General features: G+C 72.5%; 23 protein-coding genes. 8 read left to right on the top strand and 15 right to left on the bottom strand.

Translation table 11 applies throughout. The features are described from left to right. Position 1 precedes the first annotated feature (1 nt). From ACTWJ9_RS11285 to ACTWJ9_RS11275, 3 genes are all read right to left on the bottom strand, one after another. A complete protein-coding gene (locus ACTWJ9_RS11285; protein WP_279334115.1) occupies positions 2–1,015 on the bottom strand; it encodes an LLM class flavin-dependent oxidoreductase in 1,014 nt (337 codons plus the stop codon). Continuing rightward, on the bottom strand, positions 1,012–1,668 hold the full coding sequence (locus tag ACTWJ9_RS11280; RefSeq protein ID WP_279334114.1) for an HAD-IA family hydrolase: 657 nt from the start codon (positions 1,666–1,668) through the stop codon (positions 1,012–1,014). The genes ACTWJ9_RS11285 and ACTWJ9_RS11280 overlap by 4 nt, the downstream gene beginning before the upstream one ends. Before the next feature lie 146 nt (positions 1,669–1,814). Beyond that, complete coding sequence (locus ACTWJ9_RS11275; RefSeq protein WP_279334113.1) at positions 1,815–2,981, bottom strand: aminotransferase class I/II-fold pyridoxal phosphate-dependent enzyme; 1,167 nt, start codon at positions 2,979–2,981, stop codon at positions 1,815–1,817. A gap of 623 nt (positions 2,982–3,604) precedes the next feature. Between ACTWJ9_RS11275 and ACTWJ9_RS11270 the strand changes: the two genes are divergently transcribed. The 4 genes from ACTWJ9_RS11270 to ACTWJ9_RS11255 are packed head-to-tail and all read left to right on the top strand — an operon-like array spanning position 3,605 to position 7,098. After that, the gene (locus tag ACTWJ9_RS11270; RefSeq protein ID WP_279334112.1) at positions 3,605–3,871 is read left to right on the top strand and encodes a phosphopantetheine-binding protein; all 267 of its coding nucleotides are present in this window, start codon (positions 3,605–3,607) and stop codon (positions 3,869–3,871) included. An 18-nt stretch (positions 3,872–3,889) separates the two neighbouring features. After that, entirely contained in the window at positions 3,890–5,257 is a 1,368-nt protein-coding gene (locus tag ACTWJ9_RS11265; protein ID WP_387036096.1) for an alkaline phosphatase family protein, read from the top strand. After that, the gene (locus tag ACTWJ9_RS11260; RefSeq protein WP_279334110.1) at positions 5,254–5,691 is read left to right on the top strand and encodes a type II 3-dehydroquinate dehydratase; all 438 of its coding nucleotides are present in this window, start codon (positions 5,254–5,256) and stop codon (positions 5,689–5,691) included. The genes ACTWJ9_RS11265 and ACTWJ9_RS11260 overlap by 4 nt, the downstream gene beginning before the upstream one ends. A 33-nt stretch (positions 5,692–5,724) precedes the next feature. Further along, positions 5,725–7,098 carry an alkaline phosphatase family protein gene (locus ACTWJ9_RS11255; RefSeq protein ID WP_279334109.1) on the top strand — a complete coding sequence of 458 codons (1,374 nt, stop codon included), beginning with the start codon at positions 5,725–5,727 and terminating at the stop codon, positions 7,096–7,098. A 34-nt stretch (positions 7,099–7,132) separates the two neighbouring features. Here the strand turns inward: ACTWJ9_RS11255 and ACTWJ9_RS11250 are convergent, their stop codons facing one another. The 12 genes from ACTWJ9_RS11250 to ACTWJ9_RS11195 all read right to left on the bottom strand — a co-directional run bounded on the left by ACTWJ9_RS11250 (position 7,133) and on the right by ACTWJ9_RS11195 (position 18,759). Next, positions 7,133–8,047 (bottom strand): ROK family protein, encoded by a 915-nt coding sequence (locus tag ACTWJ9_RS11250; protein WP_443295637.1) that lies wholly within the window; start codon positions 8,045–8,047, stop codon positions 7,133–7,135. 27 nt (positions 8,048–8,074) lie between these two features. Further along, positions 8,075–8,473: a VOC family protein gene (locus tag ACTWJ9_RS11245; RefSeq protein ID WP_279334107.1), complete on the bottom strand. Its 399-nt coding sequence runs from the start codon at positions 8,471–8,473 to the stop codon at positions 8,075–8,077. A 78-nt stretch (positions 8,474–8,551) separates the two neighbouring features. Continuing rightward, complete coding sequence (locus tag ACTWJ9_RS11240) at positions 8,552–8,920, bottom strand: MmcQ/YjbR family DNA-binding protein (protein WP_279334106.1); 369 nt, start codon at positions 8,918–8,920, stop codon at positions 8,552–8,554. A 157-nt stretch (positions 8,921–9,077) separates the two neighbouring features. After that, a complete protein-coding gene (locus ACTWJ9_RS11235; protein WP_279334105.1) occupies positions 9,078–10,001 on the bottom strand; it encodes a transglutaminase domain-containing protein in 924 nt (307 codons plus the stop codon). 17 nt (positions 10,002–10,018) lie between these two features. Beyond that, a complete protein-coding gene (locus ACTWJ9_RS11230) occupies positions 10,019–10,399 on the bottom strand; it encodes a hypothetical protein (protein ID WP_279334104.1) in 381 nt (126 codons plus the stop codon). Then, on the bottom strand, positions 10,396–11,523 hold the full coding sequence (locus ACTWJ9_RS11225; RefSeq protein WP_387036105.1) for an LLM class flavin-dependent oxidoreductase: 1,128 nt from the start codon (positions 11,521–11,523) through the stop codon (positions 10,396–10,398). The genes ACTWJ9_RS11230 and ACTWJ9_RS11225 overlap by 4 nt, the downstream gene beginning before the upstream one ends. Continuing rightward, positions 11,523–12,683, bottom strand: coding sequence for a Gfo/Idh/MocA family protein (locus tag ACTWJ9_RS11220; protein WP_279334102.1), 1,161 nt, complete (start codon positions 12,681–12,683; stop codon positions 11,523–11,525). The genes ACTWJ9_RS11225 and ACTWJ9_RS11220 overlap by 1 nt, the downstream gene beginning before the upstream one ends. After that, entirely contained in the window at positions 12,680–13,453 is a 774-nt protein-coding gene (locus ACTWJ9_RS11215) for an SDR family NAD(P)-dependent oxidoreductase (RefSeq protein ID WP_279334101.1), read from the bottom strand. The genes ACTWJ9_RS11220 and ACTWJ9_RS11215 overlap by 4 nt, the downstream gene beginning before the upstream one ends. Next, positions 13,453–15,780, bottom strand: a complete 2,328-nt coding sequence (locus ACTWJ9_RS11210) for an AMP-binding protein (protein WP_443295635.1) — start codon at positions 15,778–15,780, stop codon at positions 13,453–13,455. The genes ACTWJ9_RS11215 and ACTWJ9_RS11210 overlap by 1 nt, the downstream gene beginning before the upstream one ends. Then, the gene (locus ACTWJ9_RS11205) at positions 15,773–16,885 is read right to left on the bottom strand and encodes a radical SAM protein (protein WP_279334099.1); all 1,113 of its coding nucleotides are present in this window, start codon (positions 16,883–16,885) and stop codon (positions 15,773–15,775) included. Before ACTWJ9_RS11205 ends, ACTWJ9_RS11210 begins: the two co-directional genes overlap by 8 nt. Before the next feature lie 12 nt (positions 16,886–16,897). After that, positions 16,898–17,860 carry a PIG-L deacetylase family protein gene (locus ACTWJ9_RS11200; protein ID WP_279334098.1) on the bottom strand — a complete coding sequence of 321 codons (963 nt, stop codon included), beginning with the start codon at positions 17,858–17,860 and terminating at the stop codon, positions 16,898–16,900. Next, on the bottom strand, positions 17,857–18,759 hold the full coding sequence (locus tag ACTWJ9_RS11195; RefSeq protein ID WP_279334097.1) for a glycosyltransferase family 2 protein: 903 nt from the start codon (positions 18,757–18,759) through the stop codon (positions 17,857–17,859). The genes ACTWJ9_RS11200 and ACTWJ9_RS11195 overlap by 4 nt, the downstream gene beginning before the upstream one ends. Positions 18,760–19,342: 583 nt before the next feature. Here ACTWJ9_RS11195 and ACTWJ9_RS11190 point away from each other — a divergent pair. The 4 genes from ACTWJ9_RS11190 (at position 19,343) to ACTWJ9_RS11175 (ending at position 24,256) form a co-directional block, all read left to right on the top strand. Then, positions 19,343–20,881, top strand: a complete 1,539-nt coding sequence (locus ACTWJ9_RS11190) for an alkaline phosphatase family protein (protein ID WP_279334096.1) — start codon at positions 19,343–19,345, stop codon at positions 20,879–20,881. A 32-nt stretch (positions 20,882–20,913) separates the two neighbouring features. Continuing rightward, positions 20,914–21,198 carry an acyl carrier protein gene (locus ACTWJ9_RS11185; RefSeq protein ID WP_279334095.1) on the top strand — a complete coding sequence of 95 codons (285 nt, stop codon included), beginning with the start codon at positions 20,914–20,916 and terminating at the stop codon, positions 21,196–21,198. Positions 21,199–21,318: 120 nt separating this feature from the next. Then, complete coding sequence (locus ACTWJ9_RS11180) at positions 21,319–23,160, top strand: B12-binding domain-containing radical SAM protein (protein ID WP_279334094.1); 1,842 nt, start codon at positions 21,319–21,321, stop codon at positions 23,158–23,160. Then, positions 23,147–24,256 carry a DUF4346 domain-containing protein gene (locus tag ACTWJ9_RS11175; RefSeq protein WP_279334093.1) on the top strand — a complete coding sequence of 370 codons (1,110 nt, stop codon included), beginning with the start codon at positions 23,147–23,149 and terminating at the stop codon, positions 24,254–24,256. The genes ACTWJ9_RS11180 and ACTWJ9_RS11175 overlap by 14 nt, the downstream gene beginning before the upstream one ends. Positions 24,257–24,286 lie beyond the last annotated feature (30 nt).

Raw genomic sequence — 24,286 nt, 5'->3', positions numbered from 1 at the left:
CTCACACCCCCGCGGGCCGTGCCGTGGGGACCCGGGGCGCGATCTCCTCGGCGAAGCGGCGCAGGCTCTCGGTCGCGGGGTAGTCGCGGAACCAGAGGACGAACTCCTCGATCCCGCTCGCGGTGTACTGACCCGCGCGTTCGGCGAGCCGGTCCACGGTCCCGTACAGGCTGCGCCGGGCCAGCAGGTCGGGGTGGTGGCTCCAGAACACCACCACGTGCGGGCTCGACAACCAGCGTTCCAGCCCGAGCCGGTCGTCGAAGACACGGCACTCCGCGACCAGGGCGTGCCGCACGCCTGCGGGGTCCAGTCGCAAGGACTCCCGGCGCCGCCCGAACTCCCTTACCGCGTGGGCTACTTCTTCCGGCTCACCCTGCCACTGGACGGACGAGCAGGCGCGTACCACGGCCTCCGGCAGCAGGGCGGCCGCGTCCGGGTGCGCCGCGTCCGCGCGTACCGCCAGGGGCAGCGGGGACCGGGCCGGAACGGGCACCGCGTGTGCCCCGGCGAGCTTCACCACGTCACCGTCGACAACGGCGGGGACGCCGGACCACAGCATCCGCAGGGCCTCCACCGTCTCGGCGAGAGCCGGCGCGGTGTCGGCGCCCAGGGGCGTGCTCCCCGCCGCGGCGTGTTCGGCGAGATGGTCGGTGGTGGGCAGGCCGAGCTGGAACCGCCCGCCGGACACGATGTCGACCGAGGCCGCCTGCTTGGCGAGGACGACGGCATTGCGGTGCGGCGGTACGGCGCTCAGGAGACCGAGCCCGATGTCGGCGACGGTCGCCGCGAGGGCGCCGAGAGCGGTCCACCCCTCGATCACCGGCTGCAGCTCACGACGTGGCACGGTGTCCGTGCGGTCCTCCAGCCACAGCGTGTCGTACCCCGACACCCGCACCAGCTCGGCCGTCTCGACCAGGGTCCGCCACGCCTGCGCCCCGCTGAGCCCGGCCAGCTCCAGACGGGCGCCCTGCGGCGCGAGGACGCTGCGGCGCGGCCCCGCCACCGGGGCGCTCACCGGGACGCCTCGTCGAGAACGGCGGAGAGCAGTTCCGTCGGCTGGTGCAGTACGTGGTCGGGCCGCTCCCCGCGCAGCGGCCCCGCGGTGGTCTCGCCCCACAGGGCCGCCGCCGTGGCCGTGCCCGCGGCCCGGCCCGCCTGGAGGTCGATGACCGCGTCGCCCACCATCACCGCGTGCTGCGGCTCCGCGTCCAGTCGGCGCAGGCCCTCCAGAACGATGTCGGGGGCGGGTTTGGGGCGGGGCACCTCGTCGCTGCCGACGACGGCGTCGAGCAGCGGCAGCAGGCCCACCACGTCGAGCACCTCGCGCGCCCGCTCACCGGACTTCCCGGTGGCGATGGCCGTACCGATCCCCGACGCGCGCAGCCGTTGCAGTAACCACGGGACGCCCTCGTACACCTCCACCTCCTTGATGAGGCTCCGGCTCGCCTCGACGAAGGGCTTCTCCATCGAGAGGGGGAGCCCCATCAGGCGCATGATGTCGGGGAAGTAGCGACCTTGGTGGGTGCGGTACTCGTCGAAGGGCGGTTCGCCCTCGCCCACCACTTCGTGATGGGCGAGGGCGAACGCCTGGCGCATCACCTGGAAGCTGTTGATGAGCACGCCGTCCAGATCGAAGACCACCGTGCGGTACCCATGACGCACCGTCATGTACTCACGTTTCCTTACGGGAGGCCGCTGCGTGTTCCAGCGTCGGTCGAAATGAGGGAGGGGACGGGAGGGAACGGGAGGCGAGGAAGAAGGGGGAGCGAGGGGAGTGGCGAGCGGGGAAAGGGCCGCCGCGCCCTGCCCGGGACTCAGCCGGCGGCGACGGCCGAGGCGAACACCTCAGCGAGCCGGTCCAGGACCGGGGTGTCGGCCAGCAGGACCCGGTGGTGCAGCCACAGGCAGTCGTTGCCGATCTCCTCGGCCACCGGGCAGCGCTTGGCGAGGTCGTCGACATCGCCGGTGTGCGGGCCCTCCCAGAAACCACTGGTGCGGTAGACCGGGGGGAAGGCGACGAACGCCGGGACGCCGTGCGAGATCAGCCTGTCCACCAGCGCCAGACGGCGCTCCGCCGTCGTGCCGGGAAGCCGGACCATGGCCATGTAGTGCGACTTGACGTCACCGCGCTCGTCCCTGCCCTGCGGGACCACACCGGGGATGCGCGCCAGGGCCGCCATGAGATGGCGCGAACGCTCCTCACGCACGGCGACCTGCTCCTCCAGCCGGGAGAGCTGCGCGCGCAGCACCGCGGCCGAGAACTCGGTCATACGGTAGTTGGAGCCCTGGGTGCGGTGCTCGTAGAGCCGGTCCTTCGGCGGTCGGCCGCACCCGTGGCGCAGATACGCCTCCTGGTAGCTCTCCTCGTCCGGCAGCAGCAGGGCCCCGCCCTCGCCCGCCGTCATCAGCTTGCCGTTCTGGAAGCTGAAGGCAGCGATCGAGCCGAGTTCGCCGACCCGCCGCCCGCGCCAGCGCGCCGCGTGCGCGTGCGCCGCGTCCTGCAGGACGGTCACGCCGGTGGCCGAACTCAGCTCCGCCAGCGCGTCCATGTCCGCGAACTGCCCGGCCAGGTGCACGGGCATGACGACCTTCGTGCGCGGGGTGATCACGCGCGCGGCCGCGTCGACGTCGAGGCAGTAGGTGTCCGGCCGCACGTCGACGGGGACCGGCACGGCACCGGTGCGCTGCACGGCGAGCGAACAGGAGATGAACGTGAAGGAGGGGACGAGGACCTCGTCGCCCGGCCCGACGCCCAGCACCGACAGGGCCAGCTCCAGGGCGTGCGTCCCATTGGTGGTCGCGAGCGCCCGCGGCGCTCCGTGCAGAGCGGCGAACTCCTCCTCGAAAGAGTCGACCTCACTTCCGCCGTTGCGCCACCAGCCCTCTTGGTCCAGTGCCCGCAGCAGGCCCGCGCGCTCCTCGGGACCGTGCTGCGGCCACGCGGGGAACGTCAGAACCTCGTCGACCCGGTTGGATGACATGAACGTGCCTCTCGGTCGTGGGCGGGAGGGGGCCGGCCGCTGGGGGAAAGCGTGCGTTCGGTCCGGTCGCGGTGACGGGGATTCACGCCGGCGGGGGTCACCGAGGACCGGCCGGGCGTGGTGCTCGACGTGGAGACCCGACGGTCTGGGCTGTGGCGCGCGGTCCTGTGAGGGAACGGCGGCGGGGAATGCCGCTCGCCGCCCTTGGGGGTCCAGATCTAGCAAGCCCCCGCGAAGCACGTCAACACCGCGCCGTGGTCCGTGTACTGAAGGGAAAGCACGGCGGCGGCGAGGCCCCGCGGCCGCCGGACGTGCGACAACGCACCGAAACACGGGACCGGCGCCCCGGCTGCCGGCTTTTGCTTTCCGGGCACGTTCTTCGGGGAATGGCCAGAAGGGAATGCCCAGGGCACCGTCATGTGGCTTACTGTGAATCGGCGTTGGCACCAAGATGATGTTCGAGTCCTGTCATGTGACACCTGCTCGCTCTCTTTTTCCGGCGGTCTTCCGTACGTTCCGGTTTCATGCCCTCCCCGGCGTCTCGCCCGCCGCACGCACCCCCGTACCGCCGTGGATTCCGTCACCCTTCCGGCTCGCTCGGTCCCGTGAAAGGACGTTGCACTGTGGATGAGGTCAAGGCTCGGCTGCGCAAGGTGCTGGTGGATTCCCTCGAACTGTCGATCGCGCCGTCCGAAGTGCCCGACCGGGGGCTCGTGGAGGCGTTGGGGCTGGATTCCATCAACACCATCGAGTTCCTCATCTGGGTGGAGAGCGAGTTCGGCGTGGAGATCGACGACGAGGACCTGTCGATCAAGCTGATCGACGACCTCGACCTCCTCGCCGAGTACGTCAACCGGCGCATCGCCCCCGCCGGCACCCCTATCGCCTGACGAGAGGAGACGGGACACATGGCAGAGCGCGCCCTGATCATCGGGCTCGACGGTATGCCCCGCACTCTGCTCACCCAGCTCGCCGCCGAAGGGGTGCTGCCCCATGTCGCGGACCTGCTGGCCGAGGGTTTCTGCGGAGAACTACGGGCCCCCGTACCGGAGATCAGCTCCACCTCCTGGGCCACTTTCCTCACCGGCACCAATCCGGCTCGCCACGGGATCTTCGGCTTCACCGACCTGGTCCCCGGTGAGGGCTACCGCGTGCACTTCCCCAACCTGCTGCACCTGCGCGAGCCCGCCCTCTGGGCGCTGGCCGCGGCGGCGGGACGGCGGACGGTGTGCGTCAACGTGCCGGGTACCTACCCGGCCGTCGCCATGGACAGCGTCCTGGTCGCCGGGTTCGTCGCCCCCCACTTCAATCGGGCGGTCACCCCCGCCCGGCTCCTGCCCGAACTGCGCCGCCTCGGCTACGAACTCGACGTCGAGGTGGGCGACGTGGTCGCCGACCCGGAGGGGTTCCTCACCCGCGCGATCCGGGCCCTGCGCGCCCGCACCGACGCCATGGAGTACCTGCTCACCCACGAGCCCTGGGAGCTGGGCGTGGCGGTCTTCACCGAGACCGACCGCGTGCACCACTTCCTGTGGCGGGCCGTGGCCGACCCCGAGGACCCCCTGCACCAGGCGGTACGGGACTTCTACGGTCTGGTCGACGAGTGTGTGGGCCGGCTCGTGGCCCTGCTGCGCCCGGACGACGAACTGTTCATGGTCAGCGACCACGGATTCGGCCCCGCCGACCGGCAGTGCTACGTCAACACCTGGCTGCGGGAGTCCGGTTACCTGGCCGACCTCGACTCCACGAAGAAGCTCACCGGCCTCGACTCCCGCAGCACCGCCTTCGCACTGGACCCGGCCCGCATCTATCTCAACCGCAAGAGCCGCTTCCCCGGCGGCGGGCTCTCCGACGCGGAGGCGGAGGACATGTCGGCGGAGATCGCCGACGAACTCCTGCGACTGCGCTCGGACGGGGCGCGGGCGGGCACCGACGTGGACGGTCCGCTGCTGGTCTCGCAGGTGCTGCGCGCCGACGCCCTGTACGAGGGGCCCCTGCTGTCCCAGGCCGCCGATCTGCTGGTCCTGCCGGCCGAGGGCGTGCAGTTGCGCGGCGCCTGGGGAGGGAGCGGGGTCGTGCGGGCCGACGCGATGCTGACCGGCACCCACACCCGCGACAACGCCCTCTTCTACCGCCGCGCCGCACTGGCCCCCGACGGCGACACCCCCATGGACATGGTGGACGTGGCCCCGACCGTGCTGGCCTCGATCGGGGTGCGGCCGCTGGGGCTGGACGGGGATCTCGTCCTCGGCGTGGCGGACGGGGGTCGGGAATGAGTCATGTGCTGTTGCTCAACGGCCCGAATCTCGGCACGCTCGGCACCCGGCAGCCGGAGATCTACGGCACCACCACCCTCGCGGAGATCGAGGAGACGGTGGCCGGGGAGATCTCCGCCCGGGGCTGGAAGCTGGTGTCCGAGCAGCGCAACGGCGAGGGCGAACTCATCGACCTGCTCCAGGAACACGGCGACGCGCTCGGCGCGATCGTCAACCCCGGTGCCCTGATGATCGCCGGCTGGGGACTGCGGGACGCGCTGGCCGACTACGCGCCGCCCTGGATCGAGGTGCACCTCTCCAATGTCTGGGCCCGCGAGGGGTTCCGCCACATGTCCGTCACCGCACCGCTCTCCGCGGGCGTGGTCATGGGGATGGGGGCGCTCGGCTACCGACTGGCCGCCGGCGCGCTCACCCGGCTCGTGACCGCCTCCTGACCGTCCGGCCCCGTACGACAGAGGGAGAACCAGATGCCACATGCCGGCAGGGTCGCCGTGATCGGATTGGATTCGGCCACCCCCCAACTCCTCTTCGACCGCTTCGCCGAGGACATGCCCGTCCTGAGCGGCCTGCGGCAGCGTTCGCTGTGGGGCCCGATGCGCAGCGTCGACCCGCCCATCACCATGCCCGCCTGGTCGTGCATGATGTCCGGCCGGACCCCGGGCGAACTGGGGGTGTACGGCTTCCGCGATCGCGCGGCCCACGACTACGGGCCCCTGGCCTTCGCGACGTCGCACAGCATCAAGGCGCCCCGGATCTGGGACGAGATGTCGGCCGCCGGCCGCGAGAGCGTGGTGCTCGGTGTGCCCGGCACCTATCCGACCACGCCGATCCGCGGCGCCATGGTCTCCTGCTTCCTGGCGCCGTCCACCCGCGCCCGGTACACCTCACCGCCCGGTCTGCGCGACGACCTGGAGAAGCTGACCGGCGGATACATGCTCGACGTGGAGAACTTCCGTTCGCCCGAGCTCGACCGGGTGTCCCAGCAGATCTTCGACATGAGCGAGCAGCGTTTCCAGGTGGCCCGGCACCTGGCCACCAGCCAGGACTGGGACTTCCTCTCCTTCGTCGACATGGGGCCCGACCGGCTCCACCACGGCTTCTGGAAGTACTGCGACCCCTCCCACCCGCGCCACGAGCCCGGCAACCCGTACGAGAACCTCTTCCGCGACTACTACCGGTCCCTGGACCGGCACATCGGCGAGTTCCTGGAATGCCTCCCCGAGGACACCTCGGTCATGGTCGTGTCCGACCACGGGGCCCAGCCCATGGTCGGCGGACTGTTCATCAACGAGTGGCTGCGCCAGGAGGGTCTGCTCGTCCTCGCCAAGGAGCCCGCCGGCCCGACGCCGATGGCCCGGGCCGAGGTCGACTGGAAGCGGACCACGGCCTGGGCGGAGGGCGGCTACTACGGCCGCGTCTTCCTCAACGTGGAGGGCCGCGAACCCCAGGGCATCGTGCCGGCCAAGGAGTACGAGAGCACCCTCGACAAGATCGCCAGGGCCCTGGAGGGCATGGACGACGACGCCGGACAGCCGATGGGCACCCGGGCCATGCGCCCGGACCAGCTCTATCCGGAGGTCAACGGGATCGCCCCCGACCTGCTGGTCTACGTGGGCGATCTGCGCTGGCGCGCGCTGGCCACCCTCGGCATGGGGCAGGGCCTCTACACCACCGAGAACGACACCGGCCCCGACCACGCCAACCACGGGGACACCGGGATCTTCATGCTCAGCCACCCCGGCCTCACGCCGGGCCCGGCCGACGACCTGTCCCTGTACGACGTCGCTCCCGCGCTGCGCGAGCTGCTGGGTCTGCCCGGCGGAGGCCGACTGCCCGGCTGAGGCACGGGAGGGCCCGGACAAGCGCCCCGTCCGCTCAGCCGGCGGCCCCGGCCGCCGGCTCCGGCGCCGTCTCGCGGGCCAGCAGGAGCGCCCCGCGCAGGGAGGCGCGCGGGCCGGCGGCCGCCCTGCGCACGGCCGGGGGAGGGGCGCCCGGCCGGGCCAGCCGCCGGGACCCCTCGCGCACCGCGGCCACCAGGCCCGGCACCCCGTGGCCGAAGCCGCCGCCGATCCTGACCTCGGCGCACTGCACCAGCTCGCCCAGGTTGACCACCGCGACCGACAGGGCCGCGACGGTCGGACGCAGAGCATCCCTGGCCCATGCGCACTCCTGCGCGAGGCCCGTGCGGAAGGCGTCCGGGGCGACCGGTGCCCCGAGCAGGGCCGCGGCCCGCGCCAGGGTCGCCGGGCCCGACGCGACCGCCTGGAGGCAGCCGACACGGCCGCACACGCAGACGGGGCCGCCGGGGTCGACCACCATGTGGCCGATCTCGGCGGCCCCGCCACGCGGTCCGCCGTGCAGCGCGCCGCCGAGCACCAGGCCGCCACCGATACCGGTGCCCACGCCCAGATACGCGAGATCCCGCGCCCCGGTCGCGGCGGCCTCGGCGAGGGCGGCCAGACTGCCGTCGTCCTCGTGGGCGACCGGCACACCCGGCAGCACCCGCTCCAGGAGGGTGCCGACCCGCAGCCCTGCCCAGGAGGGGCGGGAGGGCCAGGCGACCATCAGTCCGTCCCGGACGGTGGCCGGCAGCGCGATGCCCGCGGCCCGTACCGTGCGGGGGCCGCCCGTGCCTACGAGGCGGGAGACGGCCCCGGCGAGAGCGGCCAGGTCCGCGTCGGCGTCCGCTTCCGCGGGCCAGTCGAACCGGGCGTACGCCGGGCGGGCGCCGGGCCGCTCCAGGAGCAGTGCCGTCTTGGTTCCGCCTATGTCGATCCCGAGGTACGACAACGGCTCGGCACCTCCGGTGAGTCGCTCCTAGGCGGGCAGGGGGGCGTAGAGGTCCACCGCGATGCCGTCGGGGTCGAGGACGATCGCGTAGCGCTGGCCCCAGACCGCGTCCCACGGCTTGATGTGGCCGACGTAACCGGCGTCGACCAGCTCCGCGTACGCGGTGTCGACGGCCTGGGGGTCGGGGTACTCGAAGGCCACGGCGGAGCGGTGACCGCCGGTCGGGGCGCTCCAGTCGGGGTCGTAGCTGCGGACGGTCTCGACGCTGTCCCAGGCGAGTTTGATGCCGCCGGGCAGCACCGTCTCGACGTGCGGGGCGGAGTCGGCGTCGGCCGGGATGTCGAGCCCGAGCCGGCGGTAGAACGCCAGGGACTCGCCCATGTCCTTCGACACGATCGCGAACAGGGTCAGCCTGGGAACTGCCATGAGTGGTGCTCTCTCTCTTGGTGGGTGCGATGGTGCGGAGCGGAGCGAGGTGGGGCGGGGTGGCGGGCCGCGACCGACTCAGCCGCGCTGGAGTGTCAGCCGCTCGCGGTCGGCCTTCCGCATTCCCGAGACCACGCGGTCCCAGGAGTGGTCCACCATCTCCCGCACAGCGGGCGCGGGAACGGTGGAGTCGAGGACGACCGTGTTCCAGTGGCGCTTGTTGACGTGGTAACCGGGGCCCACCGCGGGGTACTCGTCCCGCAGATGCAGGGCCAGGTTCGGCTCACACTTGAGAGTGACCTGCGCCGGCTGCTCCTCCGTCGGGTCCTGGAGAATCGCGAAGACCTTGCCCTCGACCTTGAACACCGTGGCGCCGGGCCCGAAGGCCTCGTCGTCCGTGGTACCGGGCAACTCCAGTGCGTGGTGCGCCAGTTCTTGCGGGGTCATGCCCGTCCTCTCGTCGTCGAAGGAGCGGTGGGGCCCACAAGGCTCCAGGGACATGGACCACCCTAGGGCGTGATCCGGGTGGCCACCGCCGTGCCACAACCGACTCACCAGGAAGGCTGAAAAAGGACGCTCTCCCCGCAGACGCGGAGGAGGTCCCTCAGCCTGCGGGCTCGGTGGGCAGGGACGTGTGGGCCCAGATCCCGCCGTGGCTGACGACTTTGGTGAAGCGGTCCGTCAGCCGGTGGAAGAGCGCCCCGGGCCGGCCGTCGGGCGGGAAGGCGCCCGCGTCCAGCCCGCCCCACTGGTTCAGCGCCCGCACCAGCAGGGGATCGACCGGCACCCACACCCCGTCGACCAGGAACTCGGCCCAGCAGTGCGGTGTGGAGTACGGCCTGGCCACCAGCAGCCCGAAGGAGAACCGGACCGCCAGCCCTCTGCGCGCGCCCTCCGCGACCAGCCACGCGGCAGCGCCCCCGCAGTCCGCCATCCGGGTGCGCCACATGAACTCGGGGTCCCAGCGCACCGCTTCGGGCAGCAGGAAGAACCCGATCCCGTCCACCTCGCGCAGCAGTTCGCGTACCGCCCCGGGCAAAGCGGGCCAGCCGGAGAAGGGGGACACCTCGAACGCGGCCAGGCGGGCATCGGCCGCGGGCCCCTCGACGAGCCGGGTGCCGTCCGGCAGCAGCACCGAGTACGGGCACGGCCCCGGGTGCCCGGGCACCGGGCAGGAGGAGACGACCTCGATGCGGTAGCGCGGGTCGTGCGCGGCCGCCGACTGCAGCGCCTTGGCCCAGGACCGCATGGAGCGGCTCTGCACCGAGACGAGTCCCAGGTGCAGGGCCGCGTTGCCGAGGTCGTACCCGTCGTACAGCCGGTCGGCGCCCTCGCCGATGTACGGCAACCCCGCGCCGATCAGTTCGCCGAGCAGCTCGGGGCGAATGCGGTACAGACGGCGCACCCCGGCCGCGGTGACCGCGAACCGGCGGTGCCGGTCCGGCACTTGGCGCAGCCGCCGCACGAGGTCGTCGAGTGGGGCCGGGGTGGGGGCCTCACGGGTCGCGCCACCGACGGACGTCACCATCACGGAGTCCTTTGCTTTCAGTCGATGTATCCGAGGGCCTCGAGGCGGCGGGCGACCTCGTCCTGTTCCTCCGCGCTGTAGGGCGTCGAGGGGGCGCCCCCCGGCAGCCCGTGCCGCTCCAGTTCGCCCAGCAGCCTGCCCACCGGGTCCGGCTCCGCCGGGCCGACCAGCAGCGGCTCGTCCGCCCGGGGCCCGCCCGTCACCTCGACGGCGAGGGCGGGCCGGCCCTCCGGGGGACGGGCGGCCGCCCGTACGCCGTCGGGCACCGCGTCACCGCTGAGCACGGCGGCCCGGCCACCCCGCTCGATCACGGCGTCGGCCAGGCGCCGGGCGAGGGTACGGCCGGCGTCGTCGTCGCCGCCCGGGAACCCGATGAGGACACTCTCCGGTGAAGTCATGGAACGCGTATTCCTGTCGTTCGGGAGACGGCGACGTGGGACTCGTCCGTCTGCTCGGGCTGGTAGGGGGTGAACTCGGCCAGCAGGGGCATCACTTCGCGGGAGAACAGCTCCATCGAGGCGATGGACTCCGCGCCCGCGATGTCGCCGAAGGTGAACTCGCCGAGGACGGTGTTGAAGAGGCCCTCGGACGCGGCCGCCCTGATGCGCTCGGCGACGGTGCGCGGGGAGCCGACGAACACCAGGTTCTGGTCCATCAGGAACCGGAAGTCGCCGCTGCCGGCCAGGATGTCGGGCGTGCTCAGCCGGCTCGCGGGGGCCGCCGGTGTGCCCGACCTCTTCACCGAGCCGTAGCGCAGGGTGTTCACGAAGGTGTCGGTCACCTGCTCGGCCGCGCGTGCCTCCGCCTCCGCGTCCGTCTCGGCCACGTGTACCAGGCTCCAGTAGCCGATGCGGGGCAGGCCGGGCTGTCCCTCCTCGCGCCACCAGTCGATGTAGTGGCGGTACACGAGGCCCATGGCCGCGCGCGGCACGATCATCGTCGAGGAGGTGTGCCCCCCGGTGCGGGCGAGGTAGCGCAGGGTGTTGCGGTCCGTCGTGGGGATCCACAGCGGCGGATGCGGCCGCTGACGGGCCCCGAACGACAGTTCCACGTTCTTGAGCTGGTGGGCGGGACCGTCGAAGTCGAAGGGGCCCTCGGCGGTCAGGGCGGTGCGCAGCAGGTCCGCGCACTCCCGGTTCAGCACCTTCCGGCCCGCGAAGTCCGCCCCGAAGGGAAGGAAGGGCTGCTCGCTGACGCCCGAGGCCAGCCCCACCTCCAGCCGCCCGCCGAGGAGCTGGTCCAGGGTGGCGACCTCCTCGACCACGTGCAGCGGGTGCCGCAGCGGCGGCACCCAGCCCATCGGGCCGACCCGGATGCGCTCCGTGCGCAGGGCCGCACCGGTACAGAACACCGCGGGCGAGGGCATCCAGCTCTCGTGCGGGGTGCAGTGGTGCTCCACGGAGAAGGCGTAGTCGAAGCCCAGCCGGTCGGCGGCCTCGAGCTCCTGCCACAACTGCTCGTAGCGCTCGCGGACGGTGACGTTCTCCCGTCCCCAGACATGGGTGAAGTACGCGGATTCCATCAGAGACTCCGGAGCCGAGGGCGGGTGGTTTCCAGGGAGGGGGCGGGCACGGCGGGCCCGGGGCCGCGGGCGGCCTGGTACAGGCGGTCGACGCAGGAGGCCAGCGAGGTGATCTCGGCCAGCGAGTCCGCCCGGGTCGGGGTCCCCTCGGCACGGGTGCCGGTGAGCCGCGCCGCCAGTTCGGCGACCTGACGTTCGTACTCGACGCCGACGGGCTCCTCGGGCAGCGGCACCCCGGTCTCCTCGCCGTGGCGCAGCAGGGTCAGCGAGGAGCGGTCCACCCGGTGCGGACTGAAGCCGAAGGTGCAGCGCAGCACCGCGACGCCCTCGGTCCCCTCGACGGTGAACGTGGTGCTGTCCAGGGCGTGGTGCGAGGCCCAGCGCGACTCCAGGGAGACGGCGACCCCCGTATCGGTGAGCAGGAAGCCGCGCGCGGTGTCCTCCACGAGTGCGGCGCGCACCGCGCCGGGCCCGGCGTCATCGGCCTGGGCGCGCCAGTCGGAGGTCGCCTCGGCACGGCCCATCCAGTCCAGCGACAGGGTGCCCAGCGCCCGCGTCACCTGCGGCCAGCCCAGCAGGTCGAGACCCACGTCCAGCAGATGCCAGCCCAGGTCGAGCAGGGAGCCGCCGCCGGCCAGGCCGCGGTCGACGAACCAGCCGTCGCGCTGGGGCACCCCGGAGGCCCGCGTCCAGTTCAGGCCGAGCGCCCGGACCTCGCCGAGCCGGGGCAGCAGCCCGGCCAGCGCCCGGACGTCACCCCGGTGCCGGGCCGCGCTCCAGGCGTGGACCGCCCCGCCCTCCAGGGCGGCGGCGGCCAGGGTCCGTGCCTCGGCGAGTGTGCGGCACACCGGCTTCTCGACGAACACCGGCACGCCCCGGTCCAGCAGTTCGCAGGCGGCGGGCACGTGCAGGTGGTTGGGCAGCGCGATCACCGCGGCGTCCAGCTCCAGGTCCGCCAGCTCCGCCGTCCGGGACAGGGCCGGGACCTCCCGGCCCCCGGCCGCCACCTTCCGGGCCGCCGCCTGATCGGTGTCCACGACCGCGGCCACCTCGAAGGCGGGGTGCGCCTCCAGCAGTGGCCGCCACACGGTGCGCGACACCCAGCCGGCGCCCAGGATCGCGATGCGCAGTGGCGGCGCACCGGACGCGTCGGGGCTCAAAAGCGCGCACCGCCGTCCACCACGAGGGTGTTGCCGCTGACGTACGAGGCCGAGGGGGAGAGCAGGAAGGAGACCGCGGCCGCGACCTCCTCGGGCTCGCCCAGCCGGCCCGCGCCGATGAACTTCATGACCAGGTCGCGCTCTTCGGGGGAGAAGTCCATGACCTCCGCCCGGATCGCGCCCGGCGCGATGACGTTGACGGTGATGCCGTGCCCGCCCACCTCGCCGGCGAGGGAGGCCGCCCAGGGCTGCAGGGCGCCCTTGGTGGCCGCGTAGGCGGCGTGGCCCGGCAGGCCGCTGGTGCCCGCCCGGGAGCCGAAGAGCACGATACGGCCGTACTTGGCGCGCATCATCGGGCGCAGGCACGCCTTGGCGAGGTTGATGGTCCCCGCGAGGTTCACCTGGAGGAGCCGGTCCAGCGCCGCCGCGTCGGTGGCCATCGCCAGCCGCCGGGTGCGCAGCCCGGCCGCGGCGACCAGGCCGTCGACGCGGCCGAAGCGCTCGACGGCCGCGCGCACCAGCTGGGCGGGGCCGCCCGGTGCCGACAGGTCCGCCTGTACGGGCACGAGGGTCCCGCCGGCCGCCTCGACCTCGACGGCGAGCTTCTGTGTCCTCTCCTCGCGCTGGTGGTAGCCCGCCACCACCGTGGCGCCCAGCTCGGCCAGTTGGCGGGCGCACACGCTGCCGATGTCCCCGGAAGCCCCGGAGACCACGACGACCCGGCCACGCTGACCCATGTTTTCCGCGATGCGGGCGGAGAGTTCGCCCATCAGTCGGCCTCCTTCGCGATGACGAGATGGCAGGGAGAGTGATCGAACGGCAGATGGCGCACGACGTCGGCGCCCGCCTCGGCCAGTCCGGTGGTCAGAGCCTCGACGCTGGTCCAGGCGGTGCCGCCGTGGGTGAGCCAGTCCAGCGCCAGCTCGGCGCCGCTCGCGGGCCCGGTGTCCTCGCCGTCCGGCCTGCCGGACGGCAGGAACACGTCGTCCACCAGCAGCAGGCCACCCGGTTTCAGGGAGGCCAGCACGGCGGACAGCAGCGCGCCCGACGCGGGGTCGTGCACGGCGTTGGAGATCACGCAGAAGTCGGCCCGGCCCACCGGCAGGCCGGGGCCGGTGCTCACCCGGCCGGCGGCGACGGCCTCGGCCACCCGGCCGGCCGCCGGACCGCTGAGGCGGCCGGCCTGCCACAGGTGGCCGCCCGCCGCAGGGTCCCTCGCCAGCAGCCGGTCGAGATAGCGGCCCGGCCCCGCGGTCACCTCGACCAGCCGGGCGCCGGGGCGCGGACGCAGCAGACGCAGACCGAGGGCGGTACGGGCCAGGGCCGAGGGGCCGCTCATGGCCCCCTGGTACACCGTGACCAGCTCCGCGTGGTCCGCGTCCTCGGGCCGGCGCTCGAACGGCCGCCGGGCCTGCCCGGAGCGCGCGACGGCGGCGAGCGCCTCCCGGGTCACCAGGTCGCGGGACAGCCGTTCCTCCAGGCGCACGAAGGCGGTCAGCTCGGCGAGCGGGACACGGGCGGCGGCGCTCTCGGACTCCGCGGCGGTGGACAGCAGGCCCAGCGAGGCCGCCGTGTCCAGCAGGACCTCCAGGGCCCGCGGGTCGCAGCCGAGTTCCGCGCTGAGCGGGGCCAGGGCGGTGCCCTCGGCCAGGGCGGTGAGGGCGCCCAGTTCGTGCAGGGCGAAGAGCAGTTCGGACGTCTTGTAGGCGCGGGCCGCCTCGATCGCGCGGGGCGTGAGCCGGTACCGGGCCGCGGCCGCCGTCTTCCCGCTCGCGGTCCTCGGCAGGGCGCTGCGCAGCACGATGGTGTCCGGGACCTTGTACGGAGCGAGATGGCGGGCCGCGTGGGCGCGCAGCTCCGTCTCGTCGGGGCCTCCCGGGGCGACCACCACCTCGGCCGCGATCCCGTCCTCGCCCTGGTGGACCCGGGGCCTGCCGGTGACCCGCACCTCGCGCACGGCGTCGTGGGCGCGGAAGACCGCCTCGATCTCCAGGGGGGCGACCCAGCGTCCGCCCCGGCGCACGGCGGTGCCCTCGCGGCCGAGAATCCGCAACGAGCCCCCGTCGGGCACCGCGAGGTCGCCCATGTCGTGCCAGTCGGGCACCCCATCGGTACGGATCTGGAGCGCCCCGGGGCCCTGCGGCGCGGGCTCTTGCGTGGCGGGGTCCACCAGCCGGTGCTCGACACCGGGCAGGGGCGCGCCCACACACAGCGGAGGAAGGCCCGCGGGGCCGCTGAAGACCGCGCCCAGTTCGGTGGAGCCGTAGTTGCGGGCCACACCGATCCCGTAGGCCTCGGTGAACAGTGTGTCGAGCGAGGCGTCGACGGGGCCGGCGCCGACCATGGCGATCCGCAGGCGCGGAGCCGGCGCGGGGGAGCCGGGGCGGGCGCGCCGGGCGCGCACCTGCTGCCGAGTGGCCAGGAGCCGGGCCGTGGCGGGCACCAGCGTGATGACGGTGGCGCCCTCGGCCAGCTCCCGCGCCGTCTGCCCGAGGGCCGTGGGCGGCACGGGGCGCAGGGCCGCGCCCGACAGCAGCCCGCCGCACAGCCAGCCGAGCGCGTACGCGTGGGAGAGGGGCACCGGCAGGACGACGGTGTCCTCTTCGGTGACGCCGACTCCGTCGCGGTAGCGCCGGGCCTCCGACAGCCAGCTCGCCTCGTCGCGCCGTACGAGCTTGGGTGAGCCGGTCGAGCCGGAGGTGGGCAGCAGCACCCCCGGCCCGCCGTCGACGCGCACCCCGGGCGAACCGGTGAGCTCGATCTTCTCGCCGGGCCGCTCCGGGTAGGCCAGCACCCTTCCGCCGCCCGCGAGTTCGAGCAGCCGCCGCACCTCGGGGCCGGGGGTGTCCGGCGCCACGGGGAGCGGCAGGGAGCCGCCCGCGAGCAGCCCGAGGAAGGCGACGACCCAGTCGGGCCCGTTCGGCATCCGCAGGACCACCGCCTCGCCGACGGCCTCGTGGGCCCGCACGGCCTCGGCGACCGCCTGCGCCCTCGACGTCAGCTCGCCGCACGTCAGCCCCTCCAGCACCGGGTGCCCGGGGTCGAAGCGGCGGACGGCGTCGAGGAGCGTGCCGGGGGATGCGGTGACCTCAGGCACCGGCGCCCGCCAGGTAGTCGGCCTTGGCGTTCTCGATCATGCCGCGGATGCGCGGCGGGGCGTAGGTGGGCGCGGCGCACAGCTCGTCCAGGGTGATCTCGTCCTCGAAGTACATCGAGAGCGTGTCCCAGGGCGTGAAGCAGCCGTGGCAGGCGCTCAGCCTCGGCTTCGGGGCGAGCAGCGCCCGGTAGAGCCCGCTGCTGCCGAGCTTGTCCAGGACCTGCCCGGCCTTGTCGCCCAGCATGTTGCCCATGTCGGAGAACCAGATGTTGGGGCAGGGGGTGATGACGCCGTCGCTGAAGCTGGAGACGACCAGCCGGGGCAGATGACAGCGGAAGGTCCGCTTGCCCTCGCGGTAGAAGCTCAGCAGCCGGTCGAAGTACGGGTACGGCGGCAGGATGCCGCTGAACTCGTCGTAACGCGCGGCCAGTTCCTCGATGTGGCTGATCTGCTCGGGCCGGATCTTGAAATGGTCGGAGTCCGGGCCTCGCACGGGGAACGGGAAGAACGTCGGCGGGTGCTCGAACTCGTTGAGCCAGCCCGCGAACTCGGTCAGCTCGGCCACGCTGCGGTCGTTGAGCACGCCGTAGATCTCCACCGGGAGACCGGAGTCGAGCGCCCGGGTGATCGAGCGCAGCACCTTTCCGTGCAGCGACTCGGACTGCACGCGGTAGCTGTTGCCCTGGTAGAGGTGGCTGTCCAGCGAGATCTGGAGCACCACGTTGCCCCAGGAGCGCATCCGCTCCAGATGCTCCTCGGTGACCAGGACGCCGTTGGTCTGCAGAACCAGCACCTCGTAGTGCCGGGACTGCTCCTCCAGGAAGTCCATGATGCCGCGGACCAGGAAGATCTCACCGCCGGTCACCTTCAACAGCGGCAGGTTGAAGCGGTCGTTGATCTGGTCGGCCACCGTGTTGATGCGCTTGCCCAGCTCCGTGGTCGGTGAATAGTCGTCACGTTTGGGCGGGTCGAAGATGAGCTGGAGCGAGTGGCCCTCTTTGAGGTTGCTCTGTCCCGTGAGGCAGTAGGTGCAACTCAGGTTGCACGAGTCCTCGTTGATCACGAGGTCGTTGCCGATCAGCGGCAACGGAGTGTAGGGGGGCACGAAGGGTTCCTTTCACGGTCGTCCGAGGGGCGCGGGGGTGTTCCGGTCGTCCGGTGGAGGTGGCGGCTCTCCCGGCGGCCGGTGGCCGGCGTCCGTCGCGACGTGTGCGGATCGCAGCCAGAAGCGCTCGGCGTAAGGGAGTCGTGCTGCGGTGCCATGGGCCCGGACCCGGGCGAGGAGTGTCTCGCGCAGCCTGTCCGTCCCGTCGAAGAGTGCCTGCGCCTGGCTCGCGTACACCGCCGCGCCGGCCAGCCAGGTGTCGATCTCGGCCGACGTGAGCGGCGTGAAGCCCGCCGCCATGCCCTCGTGGTCGCGGTGGCGCAGGGGGTAGGGAAAGTCCTCGTACCAAGCCGTGTCCGGCCGCCCCAGCCGCTCCACGGCCTCCCTGACGAGCACGTGGTCCACGTGCCGGCCCGCTGCCAACGGCCCGTGCACTCGGGTCCCGGGCGGGCAACAGGAGCGCAGCGCCGCGCCCAACTCGTCGGCGAGAGGAGCGTCGTCGGCGTGCCGGGGGCCGCGGACGCGGAGTGCGGAGCTGTACCGGTAGCGGTCGCCCGAGGTGCGCAGGGCGGCGTCGGTGAAGCCGAGGGAGACGTGTGCGGCGCCGAGGAGCGTCAGCGCGGCCCGGTCCTCACGGCGCCGGAGGGCGGGCCGCGCGATCGAGCGCCAGGCGTCCCGGTCGTGCGTGGCGCCGGGCGTTTTGGCGTCGGCCGCGTCCCGGGCGGGCCGCGCGCCGTCTGTCGCCGGGGCGGCCGCTCGCGCGCCGTCGGCCCGCGCACCCCCGGCCCGTACGTCACCGGCCGGCACACCGTCGCCCCGCGCACCCGCGATCGCCGGGCCGTCGAAGACGGTGACGACGGTGACGGGGACGCCCCGGGCGACCCAGCGGGCCAGCCGCCCCCCGAGGGACCAGACCGCGTCGTCGGGATGCGGGGAGACCACGACGTGCGCGCCGGCGCCGTCCGCCCCGCTCACGGCGTGTCCACGAAACCGGGCGCCGGGGTGTCGGCCCGGACGGCGGCCACATAGCGCTCGGGGCTCCCGTCGGCGCCGAGCAGGGCGGACAGCGCGCGCACGGACGGCAGGGGGTGCAGAGCCGTGAAGCGCTCCATGTTCACACTGTGCTGTTCCCACCGGTCGCGCCGGACGTGGCTGAGGTGGATGCCCAGGGCCCGCGGTACGAGGTGGCGCCGCAGGCCCGCCTCGTGCAGCCGGAGACCGAACTCGAGGTCCTCGCAGCCCCACACCCGGCCGAAGCTCTCCTCGAAACCCCCCGCCTGGCACCAGGACTCCCTGCTCACCGCCGAGTTGGCGCCCACCAGCCCCAGCCACGGAGCGACGTCCGGCAGCGCGCCCCCGGCCATCGACTCGATCGCGCGCTCCAGCGCGTTGGTCATCGTGCGCCGCATGGGGCCGCGCTCGGCGCCCTCCTCGGGCGCGGTGTGCAGCGCGGCCCCGCTCTCCTGGACCTCGGCGAGCGGCGCGCTCCGCAGCCGACCCAGCAGCCTCCTCGCGGACGGGAGTTCACGCATCCGGCCGTGCAGGAAGCGGCCGGGCCGGGCCGCCTCGCCGTACGCGCGCAGGAAGCCCGGCCCCACCACCACATCGGCGTCGAGGAAGACGATCCAGGGTGCGCCGGCGGCCGCCGCGCCGGTGTTGCGCGCCGCGGCGCGCCCGCGTCCGGGACCGGCCACCGCGCGCACCGGCAGGAGCCCGCGCACCTCCTCCAGTACGGAGGTCAGGGCCCGGGAGTCCTCACCGCCGCGGTCGTTGTCGTCGACCACGACCACCTCGTGGGGCGGTGCGCCGGCCTGGGCTGCGAGGCAGGCGAGGGTGAGCCGCAGTTGCTCGTGGTCGCCCCGGGTGGGGACCACTACGGTCAGGGTCAAGGGGGCGGAAGGCGCGGGCGGAGACATCTGCGGTCGGCCTCTCCATCAGCGGGGCGAATGTGCGCTGCCCTTCGCATTTCCTCGTCCCTTCCCGAAGGGAGGAACCATGGGGCGTCACCGGAAATGAGAGGAGCCGAACGAGAAAAGGACAGACTTATGCCAAAGGCGCTCTCGTACGGCTTGCCACATGAGGCTCCACCACGGAAGCGAGGCAAGTCAACACTGCCTTCTTGATCGCATGGGATACCCGTGATCGATGTGGCCGGCGGAGGTCGTGGCCGGTTCATCGAACTGTTCCGGCCATACCGCAGAGCCCTCAATCGATATTCGGGCGCGGCGAGAACGGCGGCAGAAGAGCCCCTGTGCAGGGGCGTTCCGGCAAAGCAGACAAGGGGGAGGGGTATGCGGGTGCCGCAGTGGTGCGGCGCGCCTTTTGGACAGTCCCAAGATCCGAATCGGTGTCTCCGTGGAGGAGGGTATGCGTTCGGTGTTACGGTCACCCGGATCACCGACGGCCGTCTTGCCGCCGCCCTCTGTCGCAGGTGTTGTCCACAGTTGGAGACGACTGATGCCGCCTTCGCCGCATGCCCTCGTCATCGGTATAGACGGGGGGACTTTTGATGTCATCGATCCCCTGGCAGCCCGTGGGCTGCTGCCCAACATCGACCGCTTGCTGCGCTCCTCGGCCAGCAGCAGAACGACCTGCACCTGGCCGGCCCACACAGCCCCGGGATGGAGCACCTTCGTCACCGCGGGCCACCCCGGCAACCACGGCATCTACCAGTTCTACGACACCCAGGACCCCGCCTACGGAGCACGGCTGACCCGGGCCGGCGACCTGGGGCGTACCAACGCCTGGGACTGGCTGGCGGCGCAGGAGTACACCCTCGGGCTGGTCAACATCCCGATGTCCCACCCGCCGGCCGACCTGCCCGGCTACCAGATCACCTGGCCGCTCGAACGCACTCTGCGGCACTGCCGCCCCGACTCGCTGCTGCGCGAACTGGCGGCGGCCAAGGCCCATTTCCAGTCCGATCTCGCCACCATGTTCCGCGGTGACATGAGCTATCTGGAGCAGGCCGAACGAAATGTCGAGGCCCGGGTCCGTTCGGTGCGCCACCTCATGAACACCCGGCCCACCGACGTGGTCATGGTGGTCCTCACCGAGGCGGACCGCGTCGGACATCACTACTGGCACTACGAGGACACGACGCACCCCCGCCACGAGAAGGCTCCCGCGGGCTCCGGCTGGGACCGGGCCAACACTCGGGTCCACCGGGCCATCGACACCGCGGTCGGCGAACTGCTCTCCCTGGTGGACGAGGACACGGTGGTCACGCTCGTCTCCGACCACGGCCTCGGCCAGGGCGCGCACGCCCTCGCCGTGCACCAGCTGCTGGAGGAGGCCGGCCTGCTCGCGACCGAGCCGGGCGACGAACCCGCGGCCGGCGAGGCCCGCTGGTTCGCCGACGGCGGCCGGCGTGTCGACTTCGCCCGCACCGCGGTCTACATGCCGGTCCCCGGAAGCTACGGGCTCAACCTCAACCTCCGGGCGAGGCAGGCCCGGGGCAAGGTCGCCCCGAGGGACCGGGACCGCGTCACGGCCGAGGTCGTCGACCTTCTCGGCGGCCTCAGGGGACCCACCGGCGACCCGGTGTTCCAGGCCGTCCTGCCGAGCGCGGAGGCCTATCCGGGACAGCAGCGCGGCCGGGCCCCCGACCTGCTCATGGTGCCCGCGGACGAGTCCGTCCTGCCGGTCACCGACCTCACCGGCGACCTGTGGGCGCCCAGCGCGCAGACGGGCCTGCACCGGCACCAGGGGATCTGGGCGCAGCGCTCGCCGCGGGTGCGCCCCGGCCGCACCCCGGGCACGGTGCCGCTCGTGGACGCCCTGCCCACCCTGCTGATGGACCTGGGTGCCTCCTGGCCCTCGGACATCGACGGGAGCCCCCGGACGGAGATCTTCACCGAGGACCTCCCGGTTCCCGCCCCCGATCCCCGGGTGACGGCCCGCAACGAGAGGGTGCCCGAGGCCGAGCCGGCCGGGGACACCGCGGACGAAGACGACTACACGAGCAGCCGACTCCGTGAGATGGGATACCTCTGAGTCGCCGCGACACCGAGGAAGGGAAGACGATCATGGAGGAGACCGGGGCGATCAAGGCTCGGCTGCGCAAGGTGCTGGTGGACTCCCTCGAACTGTCGATCGCGCCGTCCGAGGTGCCCGACCGGGGGCTCGTGGAGGCGTTGGGGCTGGATTCCATCAACACCATCGAGTTCCTCATCTGGGTGGAGAGCGAGTTCGGCGTGGAGATCGACGACGAGGACCTGTCGATCAAGCTGATCGACGACCTCGACCTCCTCGCCGACTACGTCAAGAGCCGGATGAAGCAGGACGAGTCCCTGGCTGAACAGCCCGGTTGAGCATCGAATGCCCGCTACCGCCCGAGCCGTTCCCCCACGGGCCGAGCCACCGCAGACCCGGCTCGACCCCGAGCACGATGCCGGCGAGGACGGAGCGGGCGCCGCCCCCAAGGAGGGCTGATGATCGAAGACATCACCATCGGTCGGGCCACCGCCCGGAAAAAACCCGGCGAGTTCGAGCTGACTCTGGATTCCCGCATCACCGACCCCGCGTCCTTCAAGGTCAGCTTCCTGATCCTGCTGGACGGCGACCTCGTGATGTCGCCGGAGCACCTCGGGGTGGCGTACATGGTGAGTGTCCTGCGCACCGCGGGCTTCACCGCCGAGATCCGCGAGGTGGAGCACGGTGACCAGGCGCACGCCTCCGTCGTCGCCCATCTGCGCGAGTACCAGCCCGACCTGGTGTGCTTCACCCTGATGAGCCTCAACCTGTCCAGCTGCCTCAGCCTCTGCCGGCAGCTGCGCGAGGCCTGTCCCGACACCCCGATCGCCTGCGGGGGCCCGGCCGGGACCTTCGCCGGCCTCGAGGTCCTGCGCAACAACCCCTACGCGGACATCGTCGCCGTCGGCGAGGGCGAGCCCACCATCCTCGACCTGGTCCAGCGGCTGTACCTGAAGGAATCCCTCGCCGACTGCCCCGGGGTCTGCTACCGCGACGCCGACGGCGAGCTGCGGCAGAATCCCGCACGCCCCCTGATCCACGACCTGGAGGCGCTGCCCTTTCCCGCCCGGGACCAGCTCAGCCAGCACGGCGACAAGCTGGAGTACGTACGGGTCAGCACCAGCCGGGGCTGCGTCGCCAACTGCACCTTCTGCTCGGCCCCCCATCTGAAGAACCGGGTGCAGGCGGGCAAGGCGTGGCGCGGGCGCGGCCCGGAGCAGATCGTGGAGGAGGTGGCGCAGATCGTCGAACGCCACCAGTTCCGCACCTTCGACTTCGTCGACTCCACCTTCGAGGACCCCGACGGCGGCCGGGTCGGCAAGAAACGGGCGGGCGCGATAGCCCAGGGCATCCTCGACCGGGGCCTCGACATCTACTACAACGTCTGCATGCGGGCGGAGAACTGGCACGACACCCCCGAGGACCACGCCCTGCTCGACCTGCTCACCCGCTCCGGCCTGGAGAAGGTGAACGTCGGCATCGAGTCCGGCACGGCCGAGGAGCTCCTGCTGTGGGAGAAGCGCGCCACGGTCGAGGACAACGTCACCATCATCCGCATGCTCCGCGAGCACGGCATCTACCTGGCGATGGGCTTCCTCCCCTTCCACCCGTACGCCACCGTGGAGACCCTCATCGCCAACGCCCGGTTCCTGCGGGACAACGCCGGGCACAACCTGCGCCGGATGACCGAACGGCTGGAGATCTACCCCGGTACCTCCATCGTCCGCCGCATGGAGGGCGACGGCCTGCTGTCGCCGACGTACCAGGAGGACCTGGACCCCTACGGCTACGAGTTCGCGGACGAACGGGTCGGAAAGCTCGCCCGGCACTTCGCCCGGCTCTACAACAACGAGGACTACCACCACCACGGGGTGATCACCGATCAGTCGGCGGTCTTCGAGTTCGAGACGTACAACGTCGTGCTGCAGACCTTCATCTCGCGACTGCAACGCCGCTTCGCCCCGCTCGCGGGCGTCAACGAGGTGATGGAGGGCTTCAAGGACACCGTCCACGAAGTACGCCAGGAGATGGGCCAGTTCAACTACAGCTTCTTCATGTCGAATCTGGAAGCCGTGATGAACGACGCCCTCGACACCGAGAAGCAGGCCCGCCAGGTGGTCGAGGTGGAGGAGTACTTCCGCGACCGGCTCGACCGGCTGCGCTCGGAGCAGCTGCGGGTCGGCAAGCGTCTCGCCAGGCTGGGGGCCAGGGTCACGGAGATCAGCTCCACCCTGCCGCCTGTCCGGCCCGGCGGCCTGCCCCGCAACTACACCGGGGAGGGGTCCGGTGCCACCTGGTGAACGTCCGGCGGCCGAGGAGAACCGGATCGCGGTGTGCAGCCTCAGCAGCCGGGAGCTGCTGGAGCCGCTCTCGGTACTGCCGGGCGTGGCACTGGCCGGGACACTGATGACCGCCAACCTCGGCATCGAGGAGCTGGTGCGCACCCTGGCGTGCCGGCCCGCGATCCGGATACTGGTCGTCTGCGGCCGCGAATCGCCGCGCTTCCACGCGGGACAGAGCCTGCTGGCCCTCTTCCGCGGGGGCGTGGACGCCGGCTGCCGACGCATCCGAGGCGCCGCCGGCTACCTCCCGGTACTGCCCACCGTCTCGCTGGCCGATGTGGAGCGGGTGCGCTCACGGGTGGAGCCGGTGGACGCGCTGGGAGAGTGCGACCCCTCGGTGCTGCGCGAGCTGGTGGCGAAGCTGAGCCCGCGCGAGCGCCCCGGCGCGGGCCCGGCCCTCCCGGAGCGGGCCGCCGCACGGACACCGGAGCCCGCGCACGGCGACGGGAGCGGATTCCGGCGGCTGCGGGCGGGCGGGAGGCGGACCGGCATCAGCGGCTCGCTGGACGGCTTCGTGGTCATCAGCCTCGACCACCGGGCCCGGCGCATCGTCCTGCGCCACTACGACAACGACCTCACGCCCCGGCACGAGATGACCGGGGTCCGGGCCGAGTCCATGCTGCTCGGCCTGCTGGACGCCGGGGTGATCACCGAGCCCTCGCACGCCGGCTACCTCGGCGGTGAACTGACCAAGGCCGAGACCGCCCTGCGGCTGGGGCTCCACTACGACCAGGACCTGCCCCTGCGCGCACCGCGAGCCTCGGTGGGCGGGGTGCGGCCGGTCCGCGCACGAAAGGAGACACGGGCCATCAGTGAAGCGCGGAAGAATCAGCTGAGCCTGGCGGAGTTCCTCTCCGCCGTCGTCAACGGGCTCGGGGCACAGGGCACGGAACTCGACCCGCACGTGCCGCTGGGCGTCCAGCTGTCCGTGGACTCCGCCCGCATGATCGAGCTGGCCATCGTGCTGGAGGAGGAGCTGGGCCTGGACCTGCCCTCCGACGTCGATCTGCGCCGCTCCAGCCCCATGGAGCTGTACGGCGCGTTCGCCGCCTGAGCGCCGGGCGGGGCCCCACCCGCGCCCGTA

Source organism: Streptomyces sp. GDS52, assembly GCF_052246875.1.
Lineage (GTDB): Bacteria > Actinomycetota > Actinomycetes > Streptomycetales > Streptomycetaceae > Streptomyces > Streptomyces cathayae.
This window is presented reverse-complemented; position numbering and strand designations above follow the sequence as displayed.